This is a genomic window from Pseudomonas sp. GW822-FHT07A10 (genome assembly GCF_058798795.1).
Genome location: NZ_JBXAKV010000007.1, coordinates 37,914 through 60,188, shown reverse-complemented (window position 1 = coordinate 60,188; position 22,275 = coordinate 37,914). Strand labels below are relative to the sequence as shown.

Annotated in this window: 19 protein-coding genes; 14 read left to right on the top strand and 5 right to left on the bottom strand. The window is 59.2% G+C overall.

Going from position 1 to position 22,275, the window contains the following annotated elements; translation table 11 throughout:
- Window positions 1-8: 8 nt before the first annotated feature.
- Entirely contained in the window at window positions 9-974 is a 966-nt protein-coding gene (locus AC1RL4_RS13785; protein ID WP_230173909.1) for a 2-hydroxyacid dehydrogenase, read from the bottom strand.
- A 91-nt stretch (window positions 975-1,065) separates the two neighbouring features.
- Here AC1RL4_RS13785 and AC1RL4_RS13780 point away from each other — a divergent pair, with 91 nt between their 5' ends.
- The gene (locus tag AC1RL4_RS13780; protein WP_230173911.1) at window positions 1,066-1,695 is read left to right on the top strand and encodes a LysE family translocator; all 630 of its coding nucleotides are present in this window, start codon (window positions 1,066-1,068) and stop codon (window positions 1,693-1,695) included.
- Between the two features lie 13 nt (window positions 1,696-1,708).
- Here the strand turns inward: AC1RL4_RS13780 and AC1RL4_RS13775 are convergent, their stop codons facing one another.
- Window positions 1,709-2,479: an AraC family transcriptional regulator gene (locus tag AC1RL4_RS13775; protein ID WP_230173913.1), complete on the bottom strand. Its 771-nt coding sequence runs from the start codon at window positions 2,477-2,479 to the stop codon at window positions 1,709-1,711.
- Window positions 2,480-2,563: 84 nt separating this feature from the next.
- On the opposite strand from AC1RL4_RS13775, the gene AC1RL4_RS13770 reads away from it, so the two are divergent.
- The 7 genes from AC1RL4_RS13770 to AC1RL4_RS13740 all read left to right on the top strand — a co-directional run bounded on the left by AC1RL4_RS13770 (window position 2,564) and on the right by AC1RL4_RS13740 (window position 13,721).
- Window positions 2,564-3,748: an MFS transporter gene (locus tag AC1RL4_RS13770; protein ID WP_019582367.1), complete on the top strand. Its 1,185-nt coding sequence runs from the start codon at window positions 2,564-2,566 to the stop codon at window positions 3,746-3,748.
- A 147-nt stretch (window positions 3,749-3,895) separates the two neighbouring features.
- Window positions 3,896-5,578, top strand: coding sequence for a fatty acid--CoA ligase (locus tag AC1RL4_RS13765; RefSeq protein ID WP_018929602.1), 1,683 nt, complete (start codon window positions 3,896-3,898; stop codon window positions 5,576-5,578).
- Window positions 5,579-5,909: 331 nt separating this feature from the next.
- A complete protein-coding gene (locus tag AC1RL4_RS13760; protein WP_019582366.1) occupies window positions 5,910-7,799 on the top strand; it encodes a DUF1302 domain-containing protein in 1,890 nt (629 codons plus the stop codon).
- 28 nt (window positions 7,800-7,827) lie between these two features.
- Window positions 7,828-9,192 carry a DUF1329 domain-containing protein gene (locus tag AC1RL4_RS13755; RefSeq protein ID WP_018929604.1) on the top strand — a complete coding sequence of 455 codons (1,365 nt, stop codon included), beginning with the start codon at window positions 7,828-7,830 and terminating at the stop codon, window positions 9,190-9,192.
- 226 nt (window positions 9,193-9,418) lie between these two features.
- Entirely contained in the window at window positions 9,419-12,157 is a 2,739-nt protein-coding gene (locus AC1RL4_RS13750) for a winged helix-turn-helix domain-containing protein (RefSeq protein WP_230173917.1), read from the top strand.
- Between the two features lie 85 nt (window positions 12,158-12,242).
- Window positions 12,243-12,884 carry an MBL fold metallo-hydrolase gene (locus AC1RL4_RS13745; protein WP_019582364.1) on the top strand — a complete coding sequence of 214 codons (642 nt, stop codon included), beginning with the start codon at window positions 12,243-12,245 and terminating at the stop codon, window positions 12,882-12,884.
- A 105-nt stretch (window positions 12,885-12,989) separates the two neighbouring features.
- Window positions 12,990-13,721, top strand: coding sequence for a YiaD family glycine zipper/OmpA-like lipoprotein (locus AC1RL4_RS13740; protein ID WP_230173919.1), 732 nt, complete (start codon window positions 12,990-12,992; stop codon window positions 13,719-13,721).
- Between the two features lie 152 nt (window positions 13,722-13,873).
- Here the strand turns inward: AC1RL4_RS13740 and AC1RL4_RS13735 are convergent, their stop codons facing one another.
- The gene (locus AC1RL4_RS13735; protein ID WP_018930114.1) at window positions 13,874-14,308 is read right to left on the bottom strand and encodes a Z-ring associated ZapG family protein; all 435 of its coding nucleotides are present in this window, start codon (window positions 14,306-14,308) and stop codon (window positions 13,874-13,876) included.
- A gap of 144 nt (window positions 14,309-14,452) precedes the next feature.
- Here AC1RL4_RS13735 and AC1RL4_RS13730 point away from each other — a divergent pair, with 144 nt between their 5' ends.
- The 3 genes from AC1RL4_RS13730 (at window position 14,453) to zapE (ending at window position 17,662) form a co-directional block, all read left to right on the top strand.
- On the top strand, window positions 14,453-15,097 hold the full coding sequence (locus AC1RL4_RS13730; RefSeq protein WP_019582363.1) for an alpha/beta hydrolase: 645 nt from the start codon (window positions 14,453-14,455) through the stop codon (window positions 15,095-15,097).
- Between the two features lie 24 nt (window positions 15,098-15,121).
- Window positions 15,122-16,477 (top strand): tryptophan--tRNA ligase, encoded by a 1,356-nt coding sequence (locus AC1RL4_RS13725; protein ID WP_230173921.1) that lies wholly within the window; start codon window positions 15,122-15,124, stop codon window positions 16,475-16,477.
- Window positions 16,478-16,567: 90 nt separating this feature from the next.
- Entirely contained in the window at window positions 16,568-17,662 is a 1,095-nt protein-coding gene (gene zapE, locus AC1RL4_RS13720; RefSeq protein ID WP_019582361.1) for a cell division protein ZapE, read from the top strand.
- An 85-nt stretch (window positions 17,663-17,747) separates the two neighbouring features.
- Here the strand turns inward: zapE and AC1RL4_RS13715 are convergent, their stop codons facing one another.
- Window positions 17,748-18,644, bottom strand: coding sequence for a GlxA family transcriptional regulator (locus AC1RL4_RS13715; RefSeq protein WP_172901249.1), 897 nt, complete (start codon window positions 18,642-18,644; stop codon window positions 17,748-17,750).
- A gap of 244 nt (window positions 18,645-18,888) precedes the next feature.
- Between AC1RL4_RS13715 and AC1RL4_RS13710 the strand changes: the two genes are divergently transcribed.
- The gene (locus AC1RL4_RS13710; RefSeq protein WP_018930117.1) at window positions 18,889-20,025 is read left to right on the top strand and encodes an acyl-CoA dehydrogenase family protein; all 1,137 of its coding nucleotides are present in this window, start codon (window positions 18,889-18,891) and stop codon (window positions 20,023-20,025) included.
- Window positions 20,026-20,075: 50 nt separating this feature from the next.
- Here AC1RL4_RS13710 and AC1RL4_RS13705 read toward each other — a convergent pair whose 3' ends face one another.
- Window positions 20,076-21,116, bottom strand: a complete 1,041-nt coding sequence (locus AC1RL4_RS13705) for an NADP(H)-dependent aldo-keto reductase (RefSeq protein WP_204125517.1) — start codon at window positions 21,114-21,116, stop codon at window positions 20,076-20,078.
- Window positions 21,117-21,361: 245 nt separating this feature from the next.
- Between AC1RL4_RS13705 and rplM the strand changes: the two genes are divergently transcribed.
- Both rplM and rpsI read left to right on the top strand, forming a co-directional pair.
- Complete coding sequence (gene rplM / locus AC1RL4_RS13700; RefSeq protein ID WP_007939824.1) at window positions 21,362-21,790, top strand: 50S ribosomal protein L13; 429 nt, start codon at window positions 21,362-21,364, stop codon at window positions 21,788-21,790.
- A gap of 14 nt (window positions 21,791-21,804) precedes the next feature.
- Window positions 21,805-22,197 (top strand): 30S ribosomal protein S9, encoded by a 393-nt coding sequence (gene rpsI, locus AC1RL4_RS13695; protein WP_003228056.1) that lies wholly within the window; start codon window positions 21,805-21,807, stop codon window positions 22,195-22,197.
- The last annotated feature ends 78 nt before the right edge of the window (window positions 22,198-22,275 follow it).

Here is a 22,275-nt window from a genome sequence, read left to right as displayed (position 1 = left end):
GCAGTTTATCAACTGACGACCCGTAGCGCTTTACCGCTGAAGTAAGCCTGAGCGTTTTCCGTCAACTGGCCAACGATTCGCTGCCGCGCCTCGCGGCTACCCCAGGCGTTGTGCGGGGTGACGATCAGCCGTGGAATGTCCTGGGCCAGCAGCGGATTGCCCGCAGTCGGTGGTTCGACACTCAACACGTCGGTGGCCGCGCCGCCCAAGTGGCCGTTGCGCAGGGCGTCGGCCAATGCTTGTTCGTCGATCAAGCCACCGCGCGCGGTGTTGACCACGAAAGCACCGGGCTTCATCGAGGCCAGTTCACGGGCACCGATGAAGTGTCGGGTGTGTTCGTTGAGCGGGCAATGCAGGGTCAGGGCGTCGATTTGCGGCAGCAGTTCGTCCAGCGGCAAGCGATCCGGGCGGGCAGGGCGGCCCGGAATCTGCCCCAGCAAGACGCGCATGCCGAACGCTTCTGCCAGCCGCGCGACGGCACCGCCCAGTTCACCGTGGCCGAGCAAACCGAGGGTTTTACCTTCGAGTTCGACGATCGGGTAATCCAGCAGGCAGAACTGTTTCGCCTGTTGCCAGCGACCTTCGGCGACAGCTTTTTGATAGTCGCCCAGGCGCGTCGCCAGGTTCAGCAACAACATGATTGTGTGCTGAGCCACCGACGGCGTGCCGTAACCCTGGCAATTGCAAACAGTGATTCCGTGGGCGCGGGCGGCGGCCAGATCGACGTTATTAGTACCGGTGGCGGTGATCAGGATCAACTTCAACTCGGGGCTGGCCGCCATGGCCGCCACATCAATCAGGATTTTATTGGTGATGGCGACAGTGGCGCCTTTGAGGCGTTCGATCACCTGCGCAGGCGTGGTCTGGGCGAACAGCTGCAAGTCGCTGAAGCACTCGCGTAGCGGACTGAGGTCGAGATCGCCGAGGTCCAGGGACGGATGGTCGAGGAAAACGGCGCGGCGAGAGATCATCATCAACTGTACCTTTTGTGCGTTGAACTGAAGGCGTAACCTGCCGAGCCTACCAGATGAAACAAGCAGTTACGCTTGGCCAAAAGGAGCCCCCATGTACTGGACAGAATTCTTGACCGTTGCCCTGATTCACCTGTTGGCTGTTGCAAGCCCCGGCCCGGATTTCGCCGTGGTGGTGCGAGAGAGCGTGACTCACGGTCGCCGTGCCGGGACCTGGACGGCGCTGGGCGTTGGCTCGGCGATTTTCCTGCACGTCGGTTATTCGCTGCTGGGGATCGGGCTGATCGTGTCCCAGTCGATCGTGCTGTTTAACGCCTTGAAATGGGCCGCTGCCGCGTACCTGTTGTACATCGGCTACAAGGCCCTGCGCGCGCAACCGGCCAAACCTGCGGCTGACGATCTGCACCAGGAAGCGGGTGAGCGCACCGCGCGGGGCGCCTTCACTGCGGGGTTCGTGACTAATGGCCTGAACCCGAAAGCTACGCTGTTTTTCCTGTCGCTGTTCACCGTGGTGATCAACCCGCACACGCCGCTGGCGGTACAGGCCGGTTACGGGGTCTATCTGGCAGCGGCAACGGCGCTCTGGTTTTGCCTGGTGGCGATGTTGTTCAGTCAACAACGCGTGCGCGCCGGTTTCGCCCGCATGGGCCACTGGTTCGACCGGACGATGGGCGCGGTGCTGATCGCCATCGGCGTGAAACTCGCGTTCACCGAGATGCATTGACAGTGCTGAGCGTCTACGGGGGATTGAGTTCGCTCAATTTGTTCAGCGCGTTCAGGTACTCCCGAGGGTTTTCCCCGAGCAAACGGCGAAACATTGCGCTGAACGCCCGAGCACTGCCGTAGCCCAGATCGCGCGCCACGCTCTGCACGCTTTCCCCGGCGAGCAGACGCGGCAGGGCTTCCATCAGGCGCAGTTGCTGGCGCCAGGCATTGAAATTCATCTTCAGTTGCTGCTGGAACAGCCGCGCCAAAGTTCGAGAACTGGCGCCGACCTGCTGTGCCCAGTCTTCCAGGGTGTTGGAGTGCTCCGGTGCGCGCATCAGAGCCAGGCAGATGCCCAGCAGGCGTCGATCTTCGGGCATTGGAATGTGTAGCGGAAGGTTTTCCAGGCTGGCGATTTCTTCCAGCATCAGCCGCTGAATCAATGAGTTTTTCGCGTGTTGCGGACCTTGCACCGCACGCAGGATCAGCTCGCGCAGCAGTGGCGTGACGGCCAGCACGCAACACTGTTGCAGCGTTGGCGGCGACAGTTCGGGGGCAATGAACAGCGAACGCATGCGCACCTCGCCCGACATGAAAATTTCATGCGCCACCAATGGTGGAATCCACACGGCTCGGGTTGGTGGAATGACCCAGGCACCTTGCGCAGTGACCACTCGCATGGTGCCGCAAACGGCGTACAGCAACTGTGCTTCGCGGTGTTGATGCAGTTCCTGGTGAGCACCGTCCACGTAATCTCGCGGATAGGCGCTGACCGGCCCGTGCAGGAAATGGCTGATTAACATGTCAGATCCAATGACTTTGTTGTCAGAATTACTCTTTTTCGCCAACTTAGCATAAGCCGCTCACTACAACGTAAGCGTGCCGCGATGAACCAGTCCAGAAATGTCCTCCGCTATATCAACGCAGCTCATGTGATCGATCACATGTTCATGCTGATTTTTCCCGCCGCCGTTCTCGGCATGACCCAGGCCTTCGCGCAGGACTACGCCGCGCTGATCGGCCTGTCTCTCGGTGGTTTTATTGCCTTTGGCGCCTGTTCGCTGCCGGCCGGCTGGCTGGGGGATCGCTGGAGCCGACGGAAAATGATGCTGGTGTTTTTTTTCGGCATTGGCGCTTCGGCGATCTTTACCGGCGTGAGCAGCAGCGCACCGATGCTGGTACTCGGCCTGACGCTGATCGGTATTTTCGCCGCGATCTATCACCCGGTGGGCACCGCGATGCTGGTGGCTTACGCGCAGAACCGGGGCCGTGAAATCGGTATCAACGGCATGTGGGGCAACCTTGGCGTGGCGTTTTCGGCGCTGATCACCGGGTTGCTGGTGGCGCAACTCGGCTGGCGTTCGGCGTTCGTTTTGCCTGGCGTGGTGGCGATTGGGCTGGGCATCGGTTTCGCGTTTCAGGTGCGCGAAGAACCGATCCCCAAGCGTGCGCACACACCGCTCAAAGATGCGGCTGGCCAGCGGATTTCCATGGTCATGGTGTTCGGCGTACTGGCCTTGGCCACCGCGACCGGCGGTGTAGTGTTCAACGCCACGACCATGACCTATCCGAAACTGTTTCAGGAACGCCTGCACGATTTGTTTACTTCACCGCAAATCCTTGGTGTCGTAGTCAGCCTGGCGTATGCCTTCGGCGCCGTGGCGCAGTTGAGCATCGGCCGGGTCTTGCATCGTTTCAGTCTGAAATGGCCGTTCATAGTGTTGACGCTGTGCCAGGCGCCACTGTTGTTCGGGTTGGCCTATGTCGACGGCTGGGCCGTGATCGTGCTGGGTGCGGCGTTCATGTTCGTGGTGTTTGGCCAGGTCACGGTGAATGATGCGATGGTCGCCAACTTTGTCGCGCCGCAATGGCAATCCCGAGTCTTCGCGCTGCGTTACTGTTTATCGTTCGGTGCCAGTGCTACCGCGATTCCGCTGATTTCGTTCGTCGAACCGCGCCAAGGTTTTGTAGGCCTTTACCTGATATTGGCGAGTATTGCAGCGTTGACCTTCGTGGCTGCAATGGTTTTCCCCCGGACACCAGCCGAGGCTGCCGTAGGAAAAATGGCGTAACGGCTGACGAACTCTCACAAATGCTGGCGCAAAGCTAGCATTTGTACGGCTCTGCAAATCATACCTTTGGCTGATTTGGCTGGCGTTCAAGGCCTCTAGAGTGCTTAGCTTTAGCAGCCAAGACTGTGCAGTCAAAAAGGGACTCTTATGTTGCAGACTCGCGTTATTCCTCCAGCCGAGGGCGCTTACCAGTATCCGTTGTTGATTAAACGGCTGCTGATGTCCGGCGCCCGTTACGAAAAAACTCGGGAGATCATCTATCGCGATCAGTTGCGCTACAGCTATCCGACCCTGATCGAGCGGGTCGCACGGCTCGCCAATGTGCTGACAGAAGCCGGCGTGAAGGCCGGGGATACCGTGGCGGTGATGGACTGGGACAGCCATCGCTACCTGGAGTGCATGTTTGCCATCCCGATGATCGGCGCGGTGATCCACACCATCAACGTGCGCCTTTCGCCGGAACAGATTCTCTACACCATGAACCATGCCGAGGACCGCTTCGTGCTGGTCAACAGCGAGTTCGTCGGTTTGTACAAGGCGATTGCCGGGCACCTGACCACGGTGGAGAAAACCCTGCTGCTGACCGATTTACCGGAAAAGACTGCCGAGCTGCCAAACCTTGTCGGCGAGTACGAGCAGTTGCTGGCCGCGGCGAGCCCGCAGTACGACTTCCAGGACTTCGACGAAAACTCGGTGGCCACCACGTTCTACACCACCGGCACCACCGGTAACCCCAAAGGCGTGTATTTCACCCATCGGCAACTGGTGCTGCATACCATGGGTGTGGCGACCATCATGGGCGCCATCGACAGCGTGCGGCTGTTGGGCACCAACGACGTGTACATGCCGATCACCCCGATGTTCCATGTGCATGCCTGGGGCTTGCCGTATGTGGCGACCATGCTCGGGCTCAAGCAGGTTTATCCGGGCCGTTACGACCCCGAGTATCTGGTGGAGCTGTGGCGCAAGGAGAAGGTGAGCTTTTCCCACTGCGTGCCGACCATTCTGCAAATGGTCCTCAATGCCAAGGCGGCGCAAAACGTCGATTTCGGTGGCTGGAAAATCGTCATCGGCGGCAGTGCGCTCAACCATGCGCTGTACGACGCCGCCAAGGCCAAGGGCATCCAATTGACCGCCGCTTATGGCATGTCGGAGACCGGGCCATTGGTATCATGCGCCCACCTCAACGATGAGCTGATGGCCGGCACTGAAGATGAACGCACCACCTACCGGATCAAGGCGGGTGTGCCGGGGCCGTTGGTTGAGGCGGCAATCGTCGACACCGAGGGCAACTTCCTGCCAGCCGATGGCGAAACCCAGGGCGAACTGGTGCTGCGTGCGCCGTGGCTCACCGAGGGGTACTTCAACGAGCCGCAAAAAGGCGCCGAGCTTTGGGCCGGGGGCTGGCTGCACACCGGCGATGTGGCAACCCTGGACAGCATGGGCGTGATCGACATCCGTGACCGGATCAAGGATGTGATCAAGACCGGTGGCGAGTGGATCTCTTCCCTGGACCTGGAAGACTTGATCAGTCGCCACCCTGCGGTACGCGAGGTAGCAGTGGTGGGCATCGCCGATCCACAGTGGGGCGAGCGCCCATTTGCGCTGCTGGTGGTTCGCGAAGGGCATCAGATCGGGGCCAGGGAACTCAAGGAGCACCTCAAGCCGTACGTTGAACAGGGGCACCTGAGCAAGTGGGCTATCCCGAGTCAGATCGCCGTTGTTACTGAAATTCCCAAGACCAGCGTCGGCAAGCTCGACAAGAAGCGTATCCGCGTCGACATCACCGAATGGCAGGCCAACAACAGCACCTTCCTCTCGACGCTTTAAGCGTCATCTGGCGTGCCCAAAAGGGCACGCCAGAGCCACCAAGCAAGCGCTTGGCTTGTGAAATCCGAATTTTCAGCCATCCTTGCCGTGCCGACATGTGTCGGACTGGCGAAAGGACTGTTCCAGAGTGGCCGGCAGCGCAAATCACACTTTAGAGGGATCAAGCACTACTACCTGCTGGCTATAGTCCGCTCAAGGATTTTTAAGAACGGAGCTCACGCAATAAACGGGGCGATGCAACTTTGGAGTGACTTCGGACCGCTTGGCTTCCGGTTACCCAGCGTTTTTAAAAGTACTAAGCCATAACAATAATGCACATGGAGTAGCGTCGATGACATCAGTAAACCAGTTCTGGCGCCGGGCGAAACTGCCCCTGGCGGTCAGTCTCGCCTCTTCGCTCGCCGGGCCCGCATTCGGCGTCAGTTTCAACGTTGGTGAAATCGAAGGTCAATTCGACTCATCCCTGTCGATCGGAGCCAGTTGGTCTACTCAGAGTCCCAACAAAAACCTGATCGGCGTCAATAACGGGGGCCATGGCCTGTCCCAGACGTCCGATGACGGTCACGCCAACTTCAAGAGTGGCGAAACTTTCTCGAAGATCTTCAAGGGTATTCATGACCTTGAATTGAAATACGGCGACACCGGTGTCTTCGTCCGAGGCAAATACTGGTACGACTTCGAACTCAAGGATGAAAGCCGCGAATTCAAGGACATCAGCGACAGCAACCGCAAGGAAGGCGCCAAATCCTCCGGCGGCGAGATCCTCGACGCCTTCGTCTACCACAACTACTCCATTGCCGATCAGCCGGGTTCCGTGCGTCTGGGCAAGCAGGTTGTGAGTTGGGGTGAAAGTACTTTCATCGGCGGCGGCATCAACTCGATCAACCCGATCGACGTCTCCGCGTTCCGTCGTCCCGGCGCCGAGGTCAAGGAAGGTCTGATCCCGGTCAACATGTTCTACGTGTCCCAGAGCCTCACCGACACCCTGTCGGCCGAAGCCTTCTATCAGCTGGAATGGGACCAGACCGTCGTCGACAACTGCGGCACCTTTTTCTCCCAGCCCGACATCATTGCCGACGGTTGCGACAACAACCTGCGCGTGCTGAACAAGCGTTCGACCATTCCGGCCGCCGCTCTGCCGACATTGACCAGGCTGGGCGTGGACGTCAACGAAGAAGGTGTGCTGGTGCGCCGTGGCGCGGATCGCGATGCGCGGGACAGCGGTCAGTGGGGCGCGTCCCTCAAATACATGTTTGAGCCGCTGGATACCGAGTTCGGCGCCTACTTCATGAACTATCACAGCCGTGCGCCGATCTTCAGCGCCACGGGTGCTCCAGCATCGGCCTATGCACGGGCAGCGGCCTTGCCGGGGGCGCTTCGGGCTCTGGCACCATTGGTGGTCGCGGGTAACTCGAACTACTTCGTCGAGTACCCGGAAGACATCCGCCTCTACGGCTTGAGCTTCTCCACTACCTTGCCTACCGGCACGGCGTGGAGCGGTGAGCTCAGCTATCGTCCGAACGCGCCGGTGCAGCTCAACTCCACCGACATTCTGTTCGCCGGCGTGCGTCCATTGGGCGGCGCCCTGACCAATGCTTCGCTGCTTAATGGTGTGCCGGGTCAGGACTTGCACGGCTATCGCCGCAAGGAAATCACCCAGTTCCAGACCACCCTGACGCACTTCTTCGATCAGGTCATGGGCGCCAGCCGTCTGACCCTGGTGGGCGAACTGGGCGTGACCCATGTCGGTGGCCTGGAAAGCACCTCTGACGTCCGTTATGGCCGTGACCCGGTCTACGGGCCTGGCGAACTGCCGTCCACCGGTGGTCTCGATACCTGCTCGGCGATCCTTAATACCAGCACCATCAACGGTGCCGGCCCAGGTGCCGCTACCAATAACCGCAGCCGCAATTGCAACGACGACGGCTTCACTACGGCCACTTCGTGGGGTTATCGCGCCCGGGCCATTTGGGAATACCCCGACGTATTCGCCGGTGTGAACCTCAAGCCGAACGTGGCCTGGTCCCACGACGTGAGCGGTTACTCGCCAGGCCCTGGCGGCAACTTCGAGGAAGGTCGTAAAGCGGTAAGCCTGGGGCTCGATGCCGAATACCAGAACACCTACACCGCGAGCCTGGCGTACACCAACTTCTTCGACGGCAAGTACACCACCGTAGATGACCGCGACTTCGTTGCGCTCAGCTTCGGCGTGAACTTCTAAGCACAGTATTTTCAGGACGAACACATTTATGAAAATAACAAAGAGTCTGTTCCATGTTGGTGTTCTGGGGCTTTCGCTGCTGGCGACCGCTGTCATGGCGGCGGTCCCTGCGGCCGAAGCGGACAAGCTGGGCAAGAGCCTGACCCCGATGGGGGCCGAGATGGCAGGCAACGCCGACGGCTCGATCCCGGCCTGGAAACCGATGCCAAAAAACGCCGGTAGCGTGGACAGCAAGGGTTTTCTGTCTGATCCGTTCGCGAGTGAAAAACCGCTGTTCACCATCACCGCGCAGAACGTCGACCAGTACAAGGACAAACTCGCGCCGGGCCAGTACGCGATGTTCAAGCGCTACCCGGAAACCTTCAAGATGCCGGTCTACCCGTCCCATCGCGGCGCCACTGTGCCGGATGAGGTGTTTGCCTCCATCAAGAAGAACGCTACCAACACTAATCTGGTGTCCGGTGGCAACGGTCTGGAGAACTTCGAAACCGCGATCCCGTTCCCGATTCCGAAAAGTGGCGTTGAAGTCATCTGGAACCATATCACCCGTTATCGCGGCGGCAGTGTGACCCGCCTGATAACCCAGGCCACGCCGCAGGCGAACGGCTCGTTCAGCCTGGTGTACTTCGAGGACCAGTTCGTGTTCCGCGACAGGATGAAGGATTACGACCCGAAGAACCCAGGCAACATTTTGTTCTACTTCAAGCAGAAAGTGACCGCGCCGGCTCGTCTGGCCGGTGGTGTGCTGCTGGTGCACGAAACCCTCGACCAGGTTAAAGAACCGCGTTCGGCGTGGGTCTACAACGCCGGGCAGCGTCGTGTGCGTCGTGCGCCGCAAGTGTCCTACGACGGGCCGGGTACCGCTGCCGATGGCCTGCGTACCTCCGACAACCTGGACATGTACAACGGTGCGCCGGATCGCTATGACTGGAAGCTCGAAGGCAAGAAAGAGATGTACATCGCCTCCGACAGCTACAAGCTCGATTCGCCACAGCTGAAGTACGCCGACATCATCAAGGCTGGTCACATCAACCAGGACCTGGCTCGCTATGAACTGCGCCGGGTCTGGCATGTGGTCGCGACACTGAAGGAAGGTCAGCGTCACATCTACGCCAAACGTGACTTCTATATCGACGAAGACACCTGGCAGGCGGCAGTGGTCGACCACTACGACGGTCGCGGGCAACTGTGGCGCGTCGCCGAGGCTCACTCCGAGAACTACTACGACAAGCAAGTGCCGTGGTACGCCCTCGAAACCTTGTACGACCTGCAATCGGGCCGCTACCTGGCACTGGGCATGAAGAACGAAGAGAAGTCGGCCTATAACTTCGGCTTCACCGCCAGCACCGCCGACTTCACTCCGGCCGCGTTGCGTCAGGAAGGCGTTCGCTAAAACGTTGTAACCCGAGGCCGCATCCTCGTAAAAAACGCCCCGACTGGTTCGGGGCTTTTTTTTGGAAGTTCATAAAGAGCGTCGTAGCAGCTGTCCGGTATACCGACATTTTTGGTTGTAGTCTTTTTGTAGTCATTTGTAGCAATAACCTTCAATAGCTCTTCGTTTACCGCTAGGCTGCGGACATCTGTAACGCCGCCATCAGTATTTCAAACAAGAGCCGGCCATGACTGATCTGTCCCCACTTCCGGGTCCTGCAAGCGTTGCCGTCGCGGCACTGGACGGGCGCTTTTTCCGGCCTCCACTGCCTGACGGCCATGTGCTGCGACCGCGTCTGTGCGAGCGCCTGAGTGCAGGTCTCGGTGGCAGGCTGTTGCTGGTCAGCGCGCCGGCAGGGTTCGGCAAGAGTTCATTGGCGGTGGAGTTTTGTCAGGGGTTGCCGGATCACTGGCAAAGCCTGTGGCTGGGCTTGAGTCTGCGGGACAGTGATCCCGGCCGTTTTCTTGAGCGCCTGCTCGAAGGTCTTCAGGATTACTTTCCACAACTGGGCAGCCAGGCGTTGGGGCTGCTGAAAATGCGCCAACGTCATCAACCGTTCGCCTTTGAAGAATGGCTGGACGGTTTGCTCGATGAACTGACTGTGCACCTCTCACCCAACACGCCGCTGCTGTTGGTACTTGATGACTATCATCTGGCCCAGGGCCCGGTGCTTGATCGTTGTCTGCAGTTTTTCCTCAATCATTTACCCGATGGCTTGTTGGTCATGGTCACCAGTCGGCAGCGTCCGGACTGGCATCTGGCACGCCTGCGGCTGTCGCGGCAACTGCTCGAGTTGCATGAGCAGGATCTTCGGTTGACCCATGATGAAGCCCTGAGCCTGCTTGATCGACACAGCATTTCATTGCGTGGCGAGGCGCTGGAGAATTTGATCCAGCGCAGCGAAGGCTGGGTGGCAGGGCTGCGCTTTTGGCTATTGGCGGCCTCCGAGGTGGGCAGTGAGGGCGCATTGCCCCAATCGTTGTACGGTGGGGAAGGGCTGATTCGCGATTACCTGCTCGAAGAAGTCATCGATTGCCTGCCCGCCGAGGTACAGTCATTTCTGTACGACACCGCGCCCCAGGAGCGCTTTTGCAGTGAGCTGTGCGACGCTGTGCGCGAAGCCCATGACAGCGCCGAAATCCTGCGTTTCCTGCTGGCGCATCAGGTGTTTCTGGTGCCGTTGGACGAACACGGTCACTGGTATCGCTATCACCACCTTTTTTCCGATCTGTTGCGCAGCCGGCCCACCGCCCAGGCGATGGTGCCGACGGCCAGTTTGCACCTGCGCGCCTGCCGCTGGTTCAACGCCCAAGGGCTACTCGATGAGGCGGTGGAGCAGGCATTGCGCGCCGGGCATCTGGATGTCGCGGCGAATCTGGTGCAAAACCTTTCTGAAGAGCAACTGCTGGCCGAGCAGAACGTCGGCATGTTGCTGCGCTGGAAAATGGACTTGCCCGATAGCCTGTTAATCAGCACGCCACGGCTGATCGTGCTCTACAGCTGGGCATTGGGGCTGGCCTGTCAACTGGACGCCGCCGAGGAGCTGGCCAGTCACCTGAGCCGCTTCCTGCCGGCGCCGTCGGCTACTGCGCAAAAATCCATGCTGGCGCAATGGCTGGCCCTGAGCGGGATCATTGCCCGGGGGCGAGGCGATCGCGAGCTGACCATGCTCTATTGCACCGAAGCGCTGGAAAGCCTGCCGGCCAAACGGTATGGACAGCGACTGATGTGCCTGTCGACCTTGTCCAATCTGGCGATTGCCGATGGCGACTTGTGGCGTGCCCGGGGGTTGAATCGTGATTCGCTGGAGTTGGCACAGCGCGTTGGCAATCCGTTGTTCGAGGCCTTGGCTCATTACGACCGCGCCCGGGTATTGCAGGCGCGAGGGGAGATCCTGCGTTCACTGGATGAAGTCCGTCAGGGGCTGCAACGCCTGCAAGGTTTATCCCCACAACGGCTTTATGCGGTGCGCGCCCGCCTGACCTTGTACGAGGGTTTTTTGCTGGCGCTGCGCTTGCAACCCCAGGCCGCGCGGGCACGTTTACTCGCGGGGTTGGGTGAAGCCAGGGCCTGTCGTGACATCAGTGTACTGATCGGCCACTGTGTTATTGCCCGGCTGGACGGCAGCAGCGGCGAATTTGCAAAAGCCTTCGCCGAACTCGCTGAGGCCGAGCGGCTGATGCACATCTGGGACGTTCCGCCGATTTACTATCTGGCGATGATTACCCTGGTCAAATGCGAGCTGTGGCTAGCCCAGGGGCGCATCGATCTGGCCGAAGCCTGGCTCGCGCGATTGGGCCAGACTTACAACGGCGAGCACCCGGCGGCTCCTCCGGAATTTCATCCGCAATTACCGTTGCACATTGAACTGCAACAGGCGGTGCTGGACGTGATGAAGGGCCAGCCCATGCTCGCCGAAGGGCGCTTGAACGCGCTGCATGAGCACGGTCAGCGCAGTGGTCGGCAGATGCTCAGCGTGATGACGCTGAGTCAGAAAGTCATGCTGTTGCTGGTGAGTGGGCGTGAACCCGAGGCCCGCAAGGCGCTGTCCCAGGCTTTGGAGGCGGCCGCCGGAGGTGTCCTGCAACCGTTTGACCGATTACTGGCTGAGCACGCGGACTGGCTGCGCGGGCAACTTCAACTCTGTGCGCCGACGGCTGTTTCGCAGAGTCTCTTGGAAAAGCTTCCGGTCATGGCTTCCCGTTCGGTGGTGGAGTCATCGCCAGTCGCCGAACAACTCAGTACACGTGAGTTGGCCGTTCTGCGACTGATCGCACTGGGGTGTTCGAATCAGGAAATCAGTGAGCAGTTGTTCATTTCGCTGCATACGGTGAAGACACATGCCAGTCATATCAACAGTAAGCTTGGGGTAGAACGCAGGACCCAAGCTGTGGCAAGGGCTAAAGAGTTGGGGGTGTTGGGGTAGCGCATTTTTACGACGCAAATAGGTGTAAATGGATTAATGCGATTTTGTGCCAGAATTGGCCATTCCTGTTTTCCGAGCGTGCCCGATGTCTCAGCAGCCCACCCTCATTCGCGAAACCTTCCCCGTCGGCCCTTTGCAGTGCAACTGCACAATCATCGGCGACCCGATCAGCAAAAAGGCCATCGTGGTCGATCCGGGAGGTAATCACGAACTGATCCTCGCCCGTCTCGACGCCTTGGGCCTGAAGGTGGTCAGCATCATCCATACCCACGCACACCTAGATCACTTCCTGGCCTCGGGTCAGTTGAAGGAGAAAACCGGCGCGACGCTGCACCTGCATAAGGACGATCAGTTCCTCTGGGACAACCTGGAGATGCAGTGCCAGATGTTCGGTGTGCCTTACACCCCGGTGCCATCGCCGGATCGCTGGTTGGCCGACGAAGAAGAGCTGGCCTGCGGTTGTGGTGTTGCGTTGCACACGCCGGGTCATACGCCAGGTTCCATGAGCTTTTGGTTTTCAGAGGCTAAGCTGCTGATTGCCGGTGACACGCTGTTCAAGCGGGGGGTAGGGCGCACGGATTTGTGGGGCGGCGATCAGGCGACGCTCGTGCGGTCGATCAAGCAGCGGTTGTATACCCTCGACGAAGAGGCCACCGTAGTGGCCGGGCATGGTCCGGACACCTGTCTGGGCGATGAAATGCGCGGTAACCCCTTTGTGCGAGCCTGATGGCTCATGACGGAATTTTTGTCGTTGCCAGTGATCCAACGCCCGCAAAGGTTCATTGCTTAAGTCCGTTGCACCACAGAATGCAAAAAAAGTAGGAGCTCCTCCATGTTCACCTCGCGTCGTTTGATCGTTGTCGCTACTGCAGTGGCTCTGTTGTCCGGTTGCGCATCGCCGAACCCTTATGACAACCAGGGTCAGGCTGATGGCAGCTCCACGGGCATGAGCAAAACCGCCAAATACGGTGGCCTCGGCGCCCTGGCCGGTGCGCTGGCCGGTGCTGCCATCAGCCACGATAACCGTGGCAAGGGCGCGCTGATTGGCGCCGCCGTGGTGGGTGCTTCTGCCGCCGGTTACGGTTACTACGCCGACCAGCAAGAGAAAAAGCTGCGCGCCAGCATGGCCAACACCGGGGTTGAGGTGCAGCGCCAGGGCGATCAGATCAAGCTGATCATGCCGGGTAACATCACGTTCGCCACCGATTCGGCGAACATTGCCCCAAGCTTCTACCAGCCGCTGAACAACCTGGCGGGCTCGCTCAAGGAGTTCAACCAGAACCAGATCGAGATCGTCGGCTACACCGACAGCACCGGCAGCCGCCAGCACAACATGGACCTGTCCCAGCGTCGCGCCCAGAGCGTAGCGACTTACCTGACCTCACAGGGTGTCAGCGGCGCCAACCTGTCGGCACGTGGTGCCGGGCCGGATAACCCGATTGCCAGCAACGGTGATGCCAATGGCCGGGCACAGAACCGCCGCGTCGAGGTCAACCTGAAGGCGATTCCGGGCCAGCAATACGGCGGTCAGCAACAGCCAGGCACTGTTCAGCAGTACCCATAAGAGGCTGACCTCTTCCTGAAATGAAAATGCCCGATCCTTAAAGGATCGGGCTTTTTTTTGTGCCGCTTGTTCAGGCGATGAAAACTTCAGAATAAAAAAAAGCCCTCGGACAATCACTCGTCCGAGGGCTTTTTGTGTCGCGCGAAACCTGATTACTTCTTCAGGCCGTAATGCTCATCGAGCATGCCCGGCGCGTTCGGGGCTTTGGGAGCGTAATCGCGAGGCGGTTCCTGATCGCGCGGTGGCGTCAGGCGTTCCCGTGGAGCCTGCACCGCGTCAGCGTGCAGGGCAGCCAGCAAGCGTTGGCGAGTCTGCTCGTCCAGGGCCAGGCGGTTGGCACCCTCGGCGAGATGATCCTGCACTTCCTGATAGCTCTGAGTCAGTTTCTTGACCAGGGATGCAGTGCTGTTGAAGTGGGTGACCACTTCGTTCTGATACTTGTCAAAACGTTCCTGAATATCATCCAGCTGACGTTGCGTGCTGCTCGGAGCGGCATTCGGCACCAGGCGAGCGATCAGGAATCCAATGGCGACACCCACAACCAGGGCAAGAGTCGGCAACAACCAAACTAAGAGCGAGTGTTCCACGAGTCCTTCCTCTATAAACGGCTTTGCTTTACGTTAACGGCTCGAACCTGCGCTGTATACCGCGATTCACTCGCAATAGATTGGCACAGACAATTTGCTAGACGAGTCGACCCGATTCGAGGTCACGGAGTTCCTTCCTTGCTTATGCGCGAAACCCCTGTAGTGATTGATGGCCCGGTGGGTCAGTTGGAAGCCCTGTATCTGGAAAACATGAGCCCGGACAATGAGCAGCCCCGCGGCCTGGCGCTGATCTGCCATCCGAACCCGGTGCAGGGCGGCACGATGCTCAACAAAGTCGTCTCGACCCTGCAGCGCACCGCGCGGGACGCCGGTTTGATTACCTTGCGTTTCAACTACCGTGGCGTCGGTGCCAGTGAAGGCTCGCACGACATGGGCTCCGGCGAAGTCGACGATGCCCAGGCAGCGGCCGAGTGGCTGCGGGCCAAACATCCTGAATTACCTTTGACCCTGTTCGGTTTCTCCTTCGGCGGTTTTGTTGCAGCCAGTCTCGGCGGACGCCTGGAGGCCAAGGGTGAGCAGATCAAGCATCTGTTCATGGTCGCGCCTGCGGTCATGCGTCTGGGTGATCAGGATCAACTGCCGCACCAAGGTACATTGACCCTGATCCAGCCGGAAACCGACGAAGTGATCGATCCGCAACTCGTTTACGATTGGTCCGACGCACTCGATCGCCCCCATGAGCTGCTGAAAGTGGCAGAATGCGGACACTTTTTTCATGGCAAGCTGACCGATCTCAAGGATCTGATCCTGCCGCGTCTTTCGAATTGATTGCAGTCTGACAAGCGATTACCCATGACGACTCGTACCCGTATCCTCACCGGCATCACCACCACCGGCACGCCGCACCTGGGCAATTACGCGGGGGCTATCCGCCCGGCGATTCTTGCCAGCCGCGATAGCAATGCCGATTCGTTCTACTTCCTGGCCGACTACCACGCCCTGATCAAATGCGATGATCCGCTGCGCATCCAGCGCTCGCGTCTGGAAATCGCCGCGACCTGGCTGGCCGGTGGCCTGGACGTGGACCGGGTGACGTTCTATCGCCAGTCCGACATCCCGGAAATCCCGGAGCTGACCTGGCTGCTGACCTGCGTGGCCGCCAAGGGCTTGCTCAACCGCGCCCACGCCTACAAGGCGTCGGTGGACAAGAACGTCGAGAATGGCGAAGACCCGGATGCGGGCATCACCATGGGCCTGTACAGCTACCCGGTGCTGATGGCCGCGGACATCCTGATGTTCAACGCCCACAAGGTGCCGGTCGGTCGTGACCAGATCCAGCACGTGGAAATGGCCCGTGACATCGGCCAGCGCTTCAACCACTTGTTCGGCCAGGGCAAGGAGTTCTTCACCATGCCCGAGGCGCTGATCGAGGAAAGCGTCGCCACGCTGCCAGGCCTCGACGGTCGCAAGATGTCGAAGAGCTACGACAACACCATTCCGTTGTTCAGCAGCGCCAAAGAGATGAAAGACGCGATTTCGCGGATCGTGACCGACTCCCGTGCCCCGGGCGAAGCCAAAGATCCGGACAACTCGCACCTGTTCACCTTGTACCAGGCTTTCGCTACACCGGCACAAGCCGACGAATTCCGCAGCGAATTGCTCCAGGGCCTGGGTTGGGGCGAGGCGAAGAATCGCCTGTTCCAGTTGCTGGATAACGAGTTGGGCGAATCCCGCGAGCGTTATCACCAACTGATCGAACGCCCGGCCGACCTGGAAGACATCCTGCAGCTCGGCGCCAAAAAGGCGCGTGCCGTGGCCACGCCGTTCCTCAACGAACTGCGTGAAGCGGTCGGCCTGCGTTCTTTCGTCGCCCAGACTCAAGTTGCTGCCACCACCAAGAAGAAAGCCGCGAAAGCCGCGCGTTTTGTCAGCTTCCGTGAAGACGATGGCAGTTTCCGCTTCCGTCTACTGGCGGCCGATGGCGAGCAACTGCTGCTGTCGCGCCACTTCGCCGACGGCAAAACCGCAGGTCAGGTGACCAAACAACTGCAATCCGGCCAGTCATTGGACGTGCGCAGTGAAGACCTGAGCTTCAGCGTCTGGCTGGAAGGCGAGTGCGTGGCCGACAGCCCGGCCTTCGCCGACAGTGCTGCTCGCGATGCTGCCATCGGCGCATTGCGGGTTGCACTGACACCGGTTCAGGAATAAACAACGGTTCGGTCCGACCAAGGGCCGATTGCCATTCCCACGGGCCGTCGCTACAGTGACGGCCCGTTTTTGTTGCCTTGCTAACGAATTATGACGCCCCTAGAACGATACCAAGCTGATCTGAAACGCCCGGAATTCTTCCACGATGCTGCGCAGGAAACGGCAGTGCGTCATTTGCAGCGCCTGTACGACGATCTGGTCGCGGCCTCGCAGAACAAACCGGGCCTGCTCGGCAAACTGTTTGGCAAGAAGGACCAGGCGCCGGTCAAGGGCCTGTATTTCTGGGGCGGCGTGGGTCGCGGCAAGACTTACCTGGTCGACACCTTCTTCGAAGCGCTGCCGTTCAAGGAAAAGACCCGCACTCACTTCCACCGCTTCATGAAGCGCGTGCACGAAGAGATGAAGACTCTGGGCGGCGAGAAAAACCCGCTGACGATCATCGCCAAGCGCTTTTCCGACGAGACGCGAGTGATCTGTTTCGATGAATTCTTCGTCTCCGACATCACCGACGCCATGATCCTTGGCACGCTGATGGAAGAACTGTTCAAGAACGGCGTGACCCTGGTCGCGACCTCGAACATCGTGCCGGACGGTCTGTACAAGGACGGCCTGCAACGTGCGCGCTTCTTGCCGGCCATTGCGCTGATCAAGCAGAACACCGAGATCGTCAACGTCGACAGCGGCGTCGATTACCGTCTGCGTCACCTCGAGCAAGCGGAGCTGTTCCACTTCCCGCTGGACGAAGCCGCCCAGGAAAGCCTGCGCAAGAGTTTCCGGGCCCTGACGCCAGAATGCACGGCTGCCGTCGAGAACGACGTGCTGATGATCGAGAACCGTGAAATCCGCGCCGTGCGCACCTGCGATGACGTGGCCTGGTTCGACTTCCGCGAACTGTGCGACGGCCCGCGCAGCCAGAACGACTACATCGAACTGGGCAAGATCTTCCATGCCGTGTTGCTCAGCGGCGTCGAGCAGATGAGCGTCACCACCGACGACATCGCCCGACGTTTTATCAACATGGTCGACGAGTTCTACGACCGCAACGTGAAGCTGATCATCTCTGCCGAAGTCGAGCTTAAAGACCTCTACACCGGCGGTCGCCTGACCTTCGAGTTCCAGCGCACGCTTAGCCGCTTGCTGGAAATGCAGTCTCACGAATTCCTGTCCCGGGCGCACAAGCCGTAGGACATTTCGGAAAATAAAAAAGGGCCTGCATTGCAGGCCCTTTTTTATGCGCGCTGAAGAGCCAATGTGGATTGGTGTCTAGCTCTTAAGCTGCTTGTTGAAACTGCTGCCGATACTGATTCGGCGACAACTCCGTATGCTGGCGGAACAGTCGGGCGAAGAAGCTCGCATCGTCGTATCCGACTTCATAGCTGATGGTCTTGATGCTCTTGCGGCTGCCGGACAACAAGCCCTTGGCGGTCTCGATGCGCAGGCGTTGCAGGTAATGCAGCGGTTTATCGCCGGTGGCGGTCTGGAAGCGTCGCATGAAGTTGCGGATGCTCATGCCGTGTTCGCGGGCCACGTCTTCGAAGCGGAATTTATCGGCGAAGTGTTCTTCGAGCCAATGCTGGATCTGCAGGATGATCACATCCTGGTGCAGTTTCTGCCCGCCGAAACCGATCCGCCCCGGTGCATAGCTGCGTTGTACTTCGTAGAGAATGTCGCGAGCCACGGCCTGGGCCACGTTGGCACCGCAAAAGCGCTCGATCAGGTAAATGTAGAGGTCGCAGGCCGAGGTGGTGCCGCCGGCGCAATACAGGTTGTCGGCGTCGGTCAGGTGTTTGTCCTGATTGAGATGAACCTGCGGGAAGCGCTCGGCGAAAGCATTGAAGAAGCGCCAGTACGTGGTCGCTTCCTTGCCGTTGAGCAGCCCGGCTTCGGCGAGCCAGAACACCCCCGTGGCCTCGCCACACAGCACTGCCCCGCGGGCGTGTTGTTCGCGCAGCCACGGCAGGACCTGTGGATAACGTTTGCAGAGCGTGTCGAAATCGTCCCAGAAGGCGGGGAGGATGATGACGTCGGCATTTTCCAGGCCGCCGTCCACCGGCATGATCACGTCGCTGAAGCTGTTCACCGGTTTGCCGTCGGGGCTGACCAGCCGGGTTTCGAACGCCGGTGTCAGGCCGTGGCCCAGTTGTTTGCCATAGCGCAGGCTGGCCAGATGGAAGAAATCCTTGGCTTGCATGAGGGTGGAAGCGAAAACCCGGTCGATAGCCAGGATACTGACGCGCCGTAAGGGCTGTGAGGCTTGGTTAGACATAATTCAACTTTATTTTTATAGGGGAAAGTGGTCACCAGACGGCTGGATCGTCTTATTTTTTGTCGGATGTGTCCAGTGTCCTGTATCGGAAGCGAGGCTTAGTCTCTGAAGATCAATTCCGTTTGACAATAACGACAGGTGACACATGATCCCCAGAACCTTGTTCAGCCCCGAGCACGAACTTTTTCGCGACAGCGTGCGAACGTTCCTCGAAAAAGAGGCCGTGCCGTTCCATGGGCAATGGGAAAAACAAGGCTATATCGACCGCAATCTCTGGAACAAGGCGGGGGAGGCGGGGATGCTCTGTTCGCATCTGCCGGAAGAATACGGTGGGCTGGGGGCCGACTTTCTCTATAGCGCAGTGGTGATCGAGGAGGTCGGTCGTCTGGGGCTGACCGGGATCGGATTTTCTCTTCATTCGGACATTGTTGCGCCTTATATCCTGCATTACGGCAGTGAGGCGCTGAAACACAAATACCTGCCCAAGCTGGTGTCTGGCGAGATGGTCACTGCGATTGCCATGACCGAGCCGGGTGCTGGCTCCGACCTGCAAGGGGTGAAGACTACCGCGGTGCTGGAGGGCGACGAATACGTGATCAACGGTTCGAAGACTTTCATCACCAACGGCTTTCTGGCTGACCTGGTGATCGTCGTGGCCAAGACTGATCCGAAGGCGGGGGCGAAGGGCACCAGTCTGTTTCTGGTGGAGGCCAACACGCCGGGTTTCGCCAAGGGCAAGCGCCTGGAAAAGGTCGGCATGAAGGCTCAAGACACCTCGGAGCTGTTCTTCCAGGACGTTCGGGTGCCCAAGGAAAACCTGTTGGGCCAAGCGGGGATGGGCTTCGCTTACCTGATGCAGGAGTTACCGCAGGAGCGCTTGACGGTCGCGGTGGGAGGCTTGGCGTCAGCCGAAGCGGCGTTGCAGTGGACGCTGGATTACACCCGTGAACGCAAGGCTTTCGGCAAGGCCATCGCCGACTTCCAGAACACCCGCTTCAAGCTCGCTGAAATGGCGACCGAGATCCAGATCGGCCGGGTCTTCGTCGATCGCTGCCTGGAACTGCATCTGCAAGGCAAGCTCGACGTGCCGACAGCGGCGATGGCCAAGTACTGGGGCACCGACCTGCAATGCAAGGTGCTCGACGAATGCGTGCAGTTGCATGGCGGTTACGGATTCATGTGGGAATACCCGATCGCCCGGGCATGGGCGGATGCGCGGGTGCAGCGGATTTATGCCGGGACCAATGAAATCATGAAGGAGATTATTGCGCGGTCGCTGTAATGCAGCGTGATCGTTCCCATGCTCTGCGTGGGAACGATCGTCGACGTAAGTTACGGCGCAGGATTCGGCTGATCCTGGTGAATCGCCTCAATGCCTGCCAGCACTTCATCCGACAGCTTCAAATCGACACTGGCAATGTTGCTGTCCAGTTGCTCAAGCGTGGTGGCGCCAATGATGTTGCTGGTCACGAATGGCTGTTGTGTGACGAACGCCAGCGCCATCTGCGCCGGGTCCAGGCCGTGTTTACGGGCCAGTGCCACGTAACGACTGCACGCTGCTTCCGACTGTGGGTTGAAATAGCGGCTGAAGCGGCTGTAGAGGCTCAGGCGACCTTTGGGCGGGCGCGCGCCACCTTCGTACTTGCCCGACAGAAAGCCGAACGCCAGTGGCGAGTAGGCCAGCAAGCCGCACTGTTCGCGGATGGCAATTTCCGCCAGGCCGACTTCGAAGCTGCGATTGAGCAGGTTGTAGGGGTTCTGGATGGATACCGCGCGGGGCCAGCCACGGGCTTCGGCGAGGGCAAGGAAGCGCATGGTGCCCCACGGGGTTTCGTTGGACAGGCCGATGTGGCGGATCTTGCCGGCCTTGACCTGCTCGTCCAGCGCTTCGAGGGTGTCCTCCAGTGGCGTCAGATTGGCTTCTATTTTGTGCTTGTAGCCGAGCTGACCGAAGAAATTGGTGCTGCGTTCCGGCCAGTGCAACTGATACAGGTCGATGTAGTCGGTTTGCAGGCGCTTGAGGCTGGCATCCACGGCTTCGCGGATGTGTTGGCGGTTGTGCCGCAGGTTTTTGTCGCGAATGTAATCGATGGTGTTGCCGGGGCCGGCGATCTTGCTCGCCAGGATCCAGTCGGCACGATCGCCGCGACTTTTGAAATAGTTGCCGATGTAGCGCTCGGTGGTGGCGTAGGTGTCGGCCTTGGGCGGTACCGGGTACATCTCGGCGGTGTCGATGAAATTGATCCCGGCGCTCTTGGCGCGTTCGATCTGGGCGAAGGCTTCAGCCTGGCTGTTTTGCTCGCCCCAGGTCATGGTGCCGAGGCAGATGGCACTCACGTTCAGATCGGTACGGCCTAGCTGGCGATAGTCCATCGGGTGCTCCTTGGGCAAAACAATCATAAAAGCAGGTTGAAATATTTTTCGCAATCTGCATAATTGCGCACCTCTTTCTGCAGTGGAAGTGATGCGCCGCCGCCGAAGAATCTTGCCGTTGAACGGACGCGCCGACCCGAGCCCCCGAAAGCGTCTGTATCCGGCTGCCTTTGACTTGTCAAAGTACGCACTATTCAGTAAGATCCGCCGTCTAATTTACAGGGCGGCCCCTGAGGCTATAAAGAATGAAAACTTTTACTGCTAAACCGGAAACAGTAAAGCGCGACTGGTTTGTCGTCGACGCTGCTGGTCAGACCCTGGGTCGTCTGGCCACTGAAATCGCGAGCCGTCTGCGTGGCAAGCACAAGGCTGAGTACACTCCTCACGTTGACACCGGCGACTACATCGTCGTAATCAACGCTGAGCAAGTACGTGTTACTGGCGCTAAAACCACTGACAAAATGTACTACTCCCACTCCGGTTTCCCGGGCGGCATCAAGTCGATCAACTTCGAAAAGCTGATCGCTAAAGCCCCTGAGCGCGTGATCGAGACCGCGGTCAAAGGCATGCTGCCTAAGAACCCGCTGGGTCGCGACATGTATCGTAAGCTGAAAGTCTATGCGGGCGCTGCTCACCCTCATACTGCTCAGCAGCCCCAAGAACTGAAGTTTTAACGGAATAGTTCATTATGTCGGCGACTCAAAATTACGGCACTGGCCGTCGCAAGACTGCAACCGCACGCGTTTTCCTGCGTCCGGGCACTGGTAACATCTCCATCAACAACCGTTCGCTGGATAATTTCTTCGGCCGCGAAACTGCCCGCATGGTAGTTCGTCAGCCGCTGGAATTGACTGAGACTGTCGAGAAGTTCGACATCTACGTCACCGTGATCGGCGGTGGTGTAAGTGGTCAAGCTGGCGCAATCCGCCACGGTATCACTCGCGCTCTGATGGATTACGACGAAACTCTGCGCTCTGCTCTGCGCAAAGCTGGCTTCGTAACCCGCGATGCTCGTGAAGTTGAACGTAAGAAAGTCGGTCTGCGTAAAGCGCGTAAGCGTCCGCAGTACTCGAAGCGTTAATTCGCTTTCACGTTCAAAAAGAACGCCCAGTTTCCTTGCGAAGCTGGGCGTTTTTTTATGGGCGCTATTTATCAACGA

Excerpts from the sequence above, each read along its gene's own strand:
- AC1RL4_RS13740 (WP_230173919.1), top strand. The coding sequence starts at position 12,990 with ATGTTCACCTCGCGTCGTTTGATCGTTGTCGCTACTGCAGTGGCTCTG.
- AC1RL4_RS13750 (WP_230173917.1), top strand. The coding sequence starts at position 9,419 with ATGACTGATCTGTCCCCACTTCCGGGTCCTGCAAGCGTTGCCGTCGCG.
- AC1RL4_RS13705 (WP_204125517.1), bottom strand. The coding sequence starts at position 21,116 with ATGGACTATCGCCAGCTAGGCCGTACCGATCTGAACGTGAGTGCCATC.
- AC1RL4_RS13745 (WP_019582364.1), top strand. The coding sequence starts at position 12,243 with ATGTCTCAGCAGCCCACCCTCATTCGCGAAACCTTCCCCGTCGGCCCT.
- AC1RL4_RS13760 (WP_019582366.1), top strand. The coding sequence starts at position 5,910 with ATGACATCAGTAAACCAGTTCTGGCGCCGGGCGAAACTGCCCCTGGCG.
- AC1RL4_RS13775 (WP_230173913.1), bottom strand. The coding sequence starts at position 2,479 with ATGTTAATCAGCCATTTCCTGCACGGGCCGGTCAGCGCCTATCCGCGA.
- AC1RL4_RS13780 (WP_230173911.1), top strand. The coding sequence starts at position 1,066 with ATGTACTGGACAGAATTCTTGACCGTTGCCCTGATTCACCTGTTGGCT.
- zapE (WP_019582361.1), top strand. The coding sequence starts at position 16,568 with ATGACGCCCCTAGAACGATACCAAGCTGATCTGAAACGCCCGGAATTC.
- AC1RL4_RS13770 (WP_019582367.1), top strand. The coding sequence starts at position 2,564 with ATGAACCAGTCCAGAAATGTCCTCCGCTATATCAACGCAGCTCATGTG.
- AC1RL4_RS13730 (WP_019582363.1), top strand. The coding sequence starts at position 14,453 with ATGCGCGAAACCCCTGTAGTGATTGATGGCCCGGTGGGTCAGTTGGAA.
- AC1RL4_RS13755 (WP_018929604.1), top strand. The coding sequence starts at position 7,828 with ATGAAAATAACAAAGAGTCTGTTCCATGTTGGTGTTCTGGGGCTTTCG.
- AC1RL4_RS13765 (WP_018929602.1), top strand. The coding sequence starts at position 3,896 with ATGTTGCAGACTCGCGTTATTCCTCCAGCCGAGGGCGCTTACCAGTAT.
- rpsI (WP_003228056.1), top strand. The coding sequence starts at position 21,805 with ATGTCGGCGACTCAAAATTACGGCACTGGCCGTCGCAAGACTGCAACC.
- rplM (WP_007939824.1), top strand. The coding sequence starts at position 21,362 with ATGAAAACTTTTACTGCTAAACCGGAAACAGTAAAGCGCGACTGGTTT.
- AC1RL4_RS13725 (WP_230173921.1), top strand. The coding sequence starts at position 15,122 with ATGACGACTCGTACCCGTATCCTCACCGGCATCACCACCACCGGCACG.
- AC1RL4_RS13785 (WP_230173909.1), bottom strand. The coding sequence starts at position 974 with ATGATGATCTCTCGCCGCGCCGTTTTCCTCGACCATCCGTCCCTGGAC.
- AC1RL4_RS13710 (WP_018930117.1), top strand. The coding sequence starts at position 18,889 with ATGATCCCCAGAACCTTGTTCAGCCCCGAGCACGAACTTTTTCGCGAC.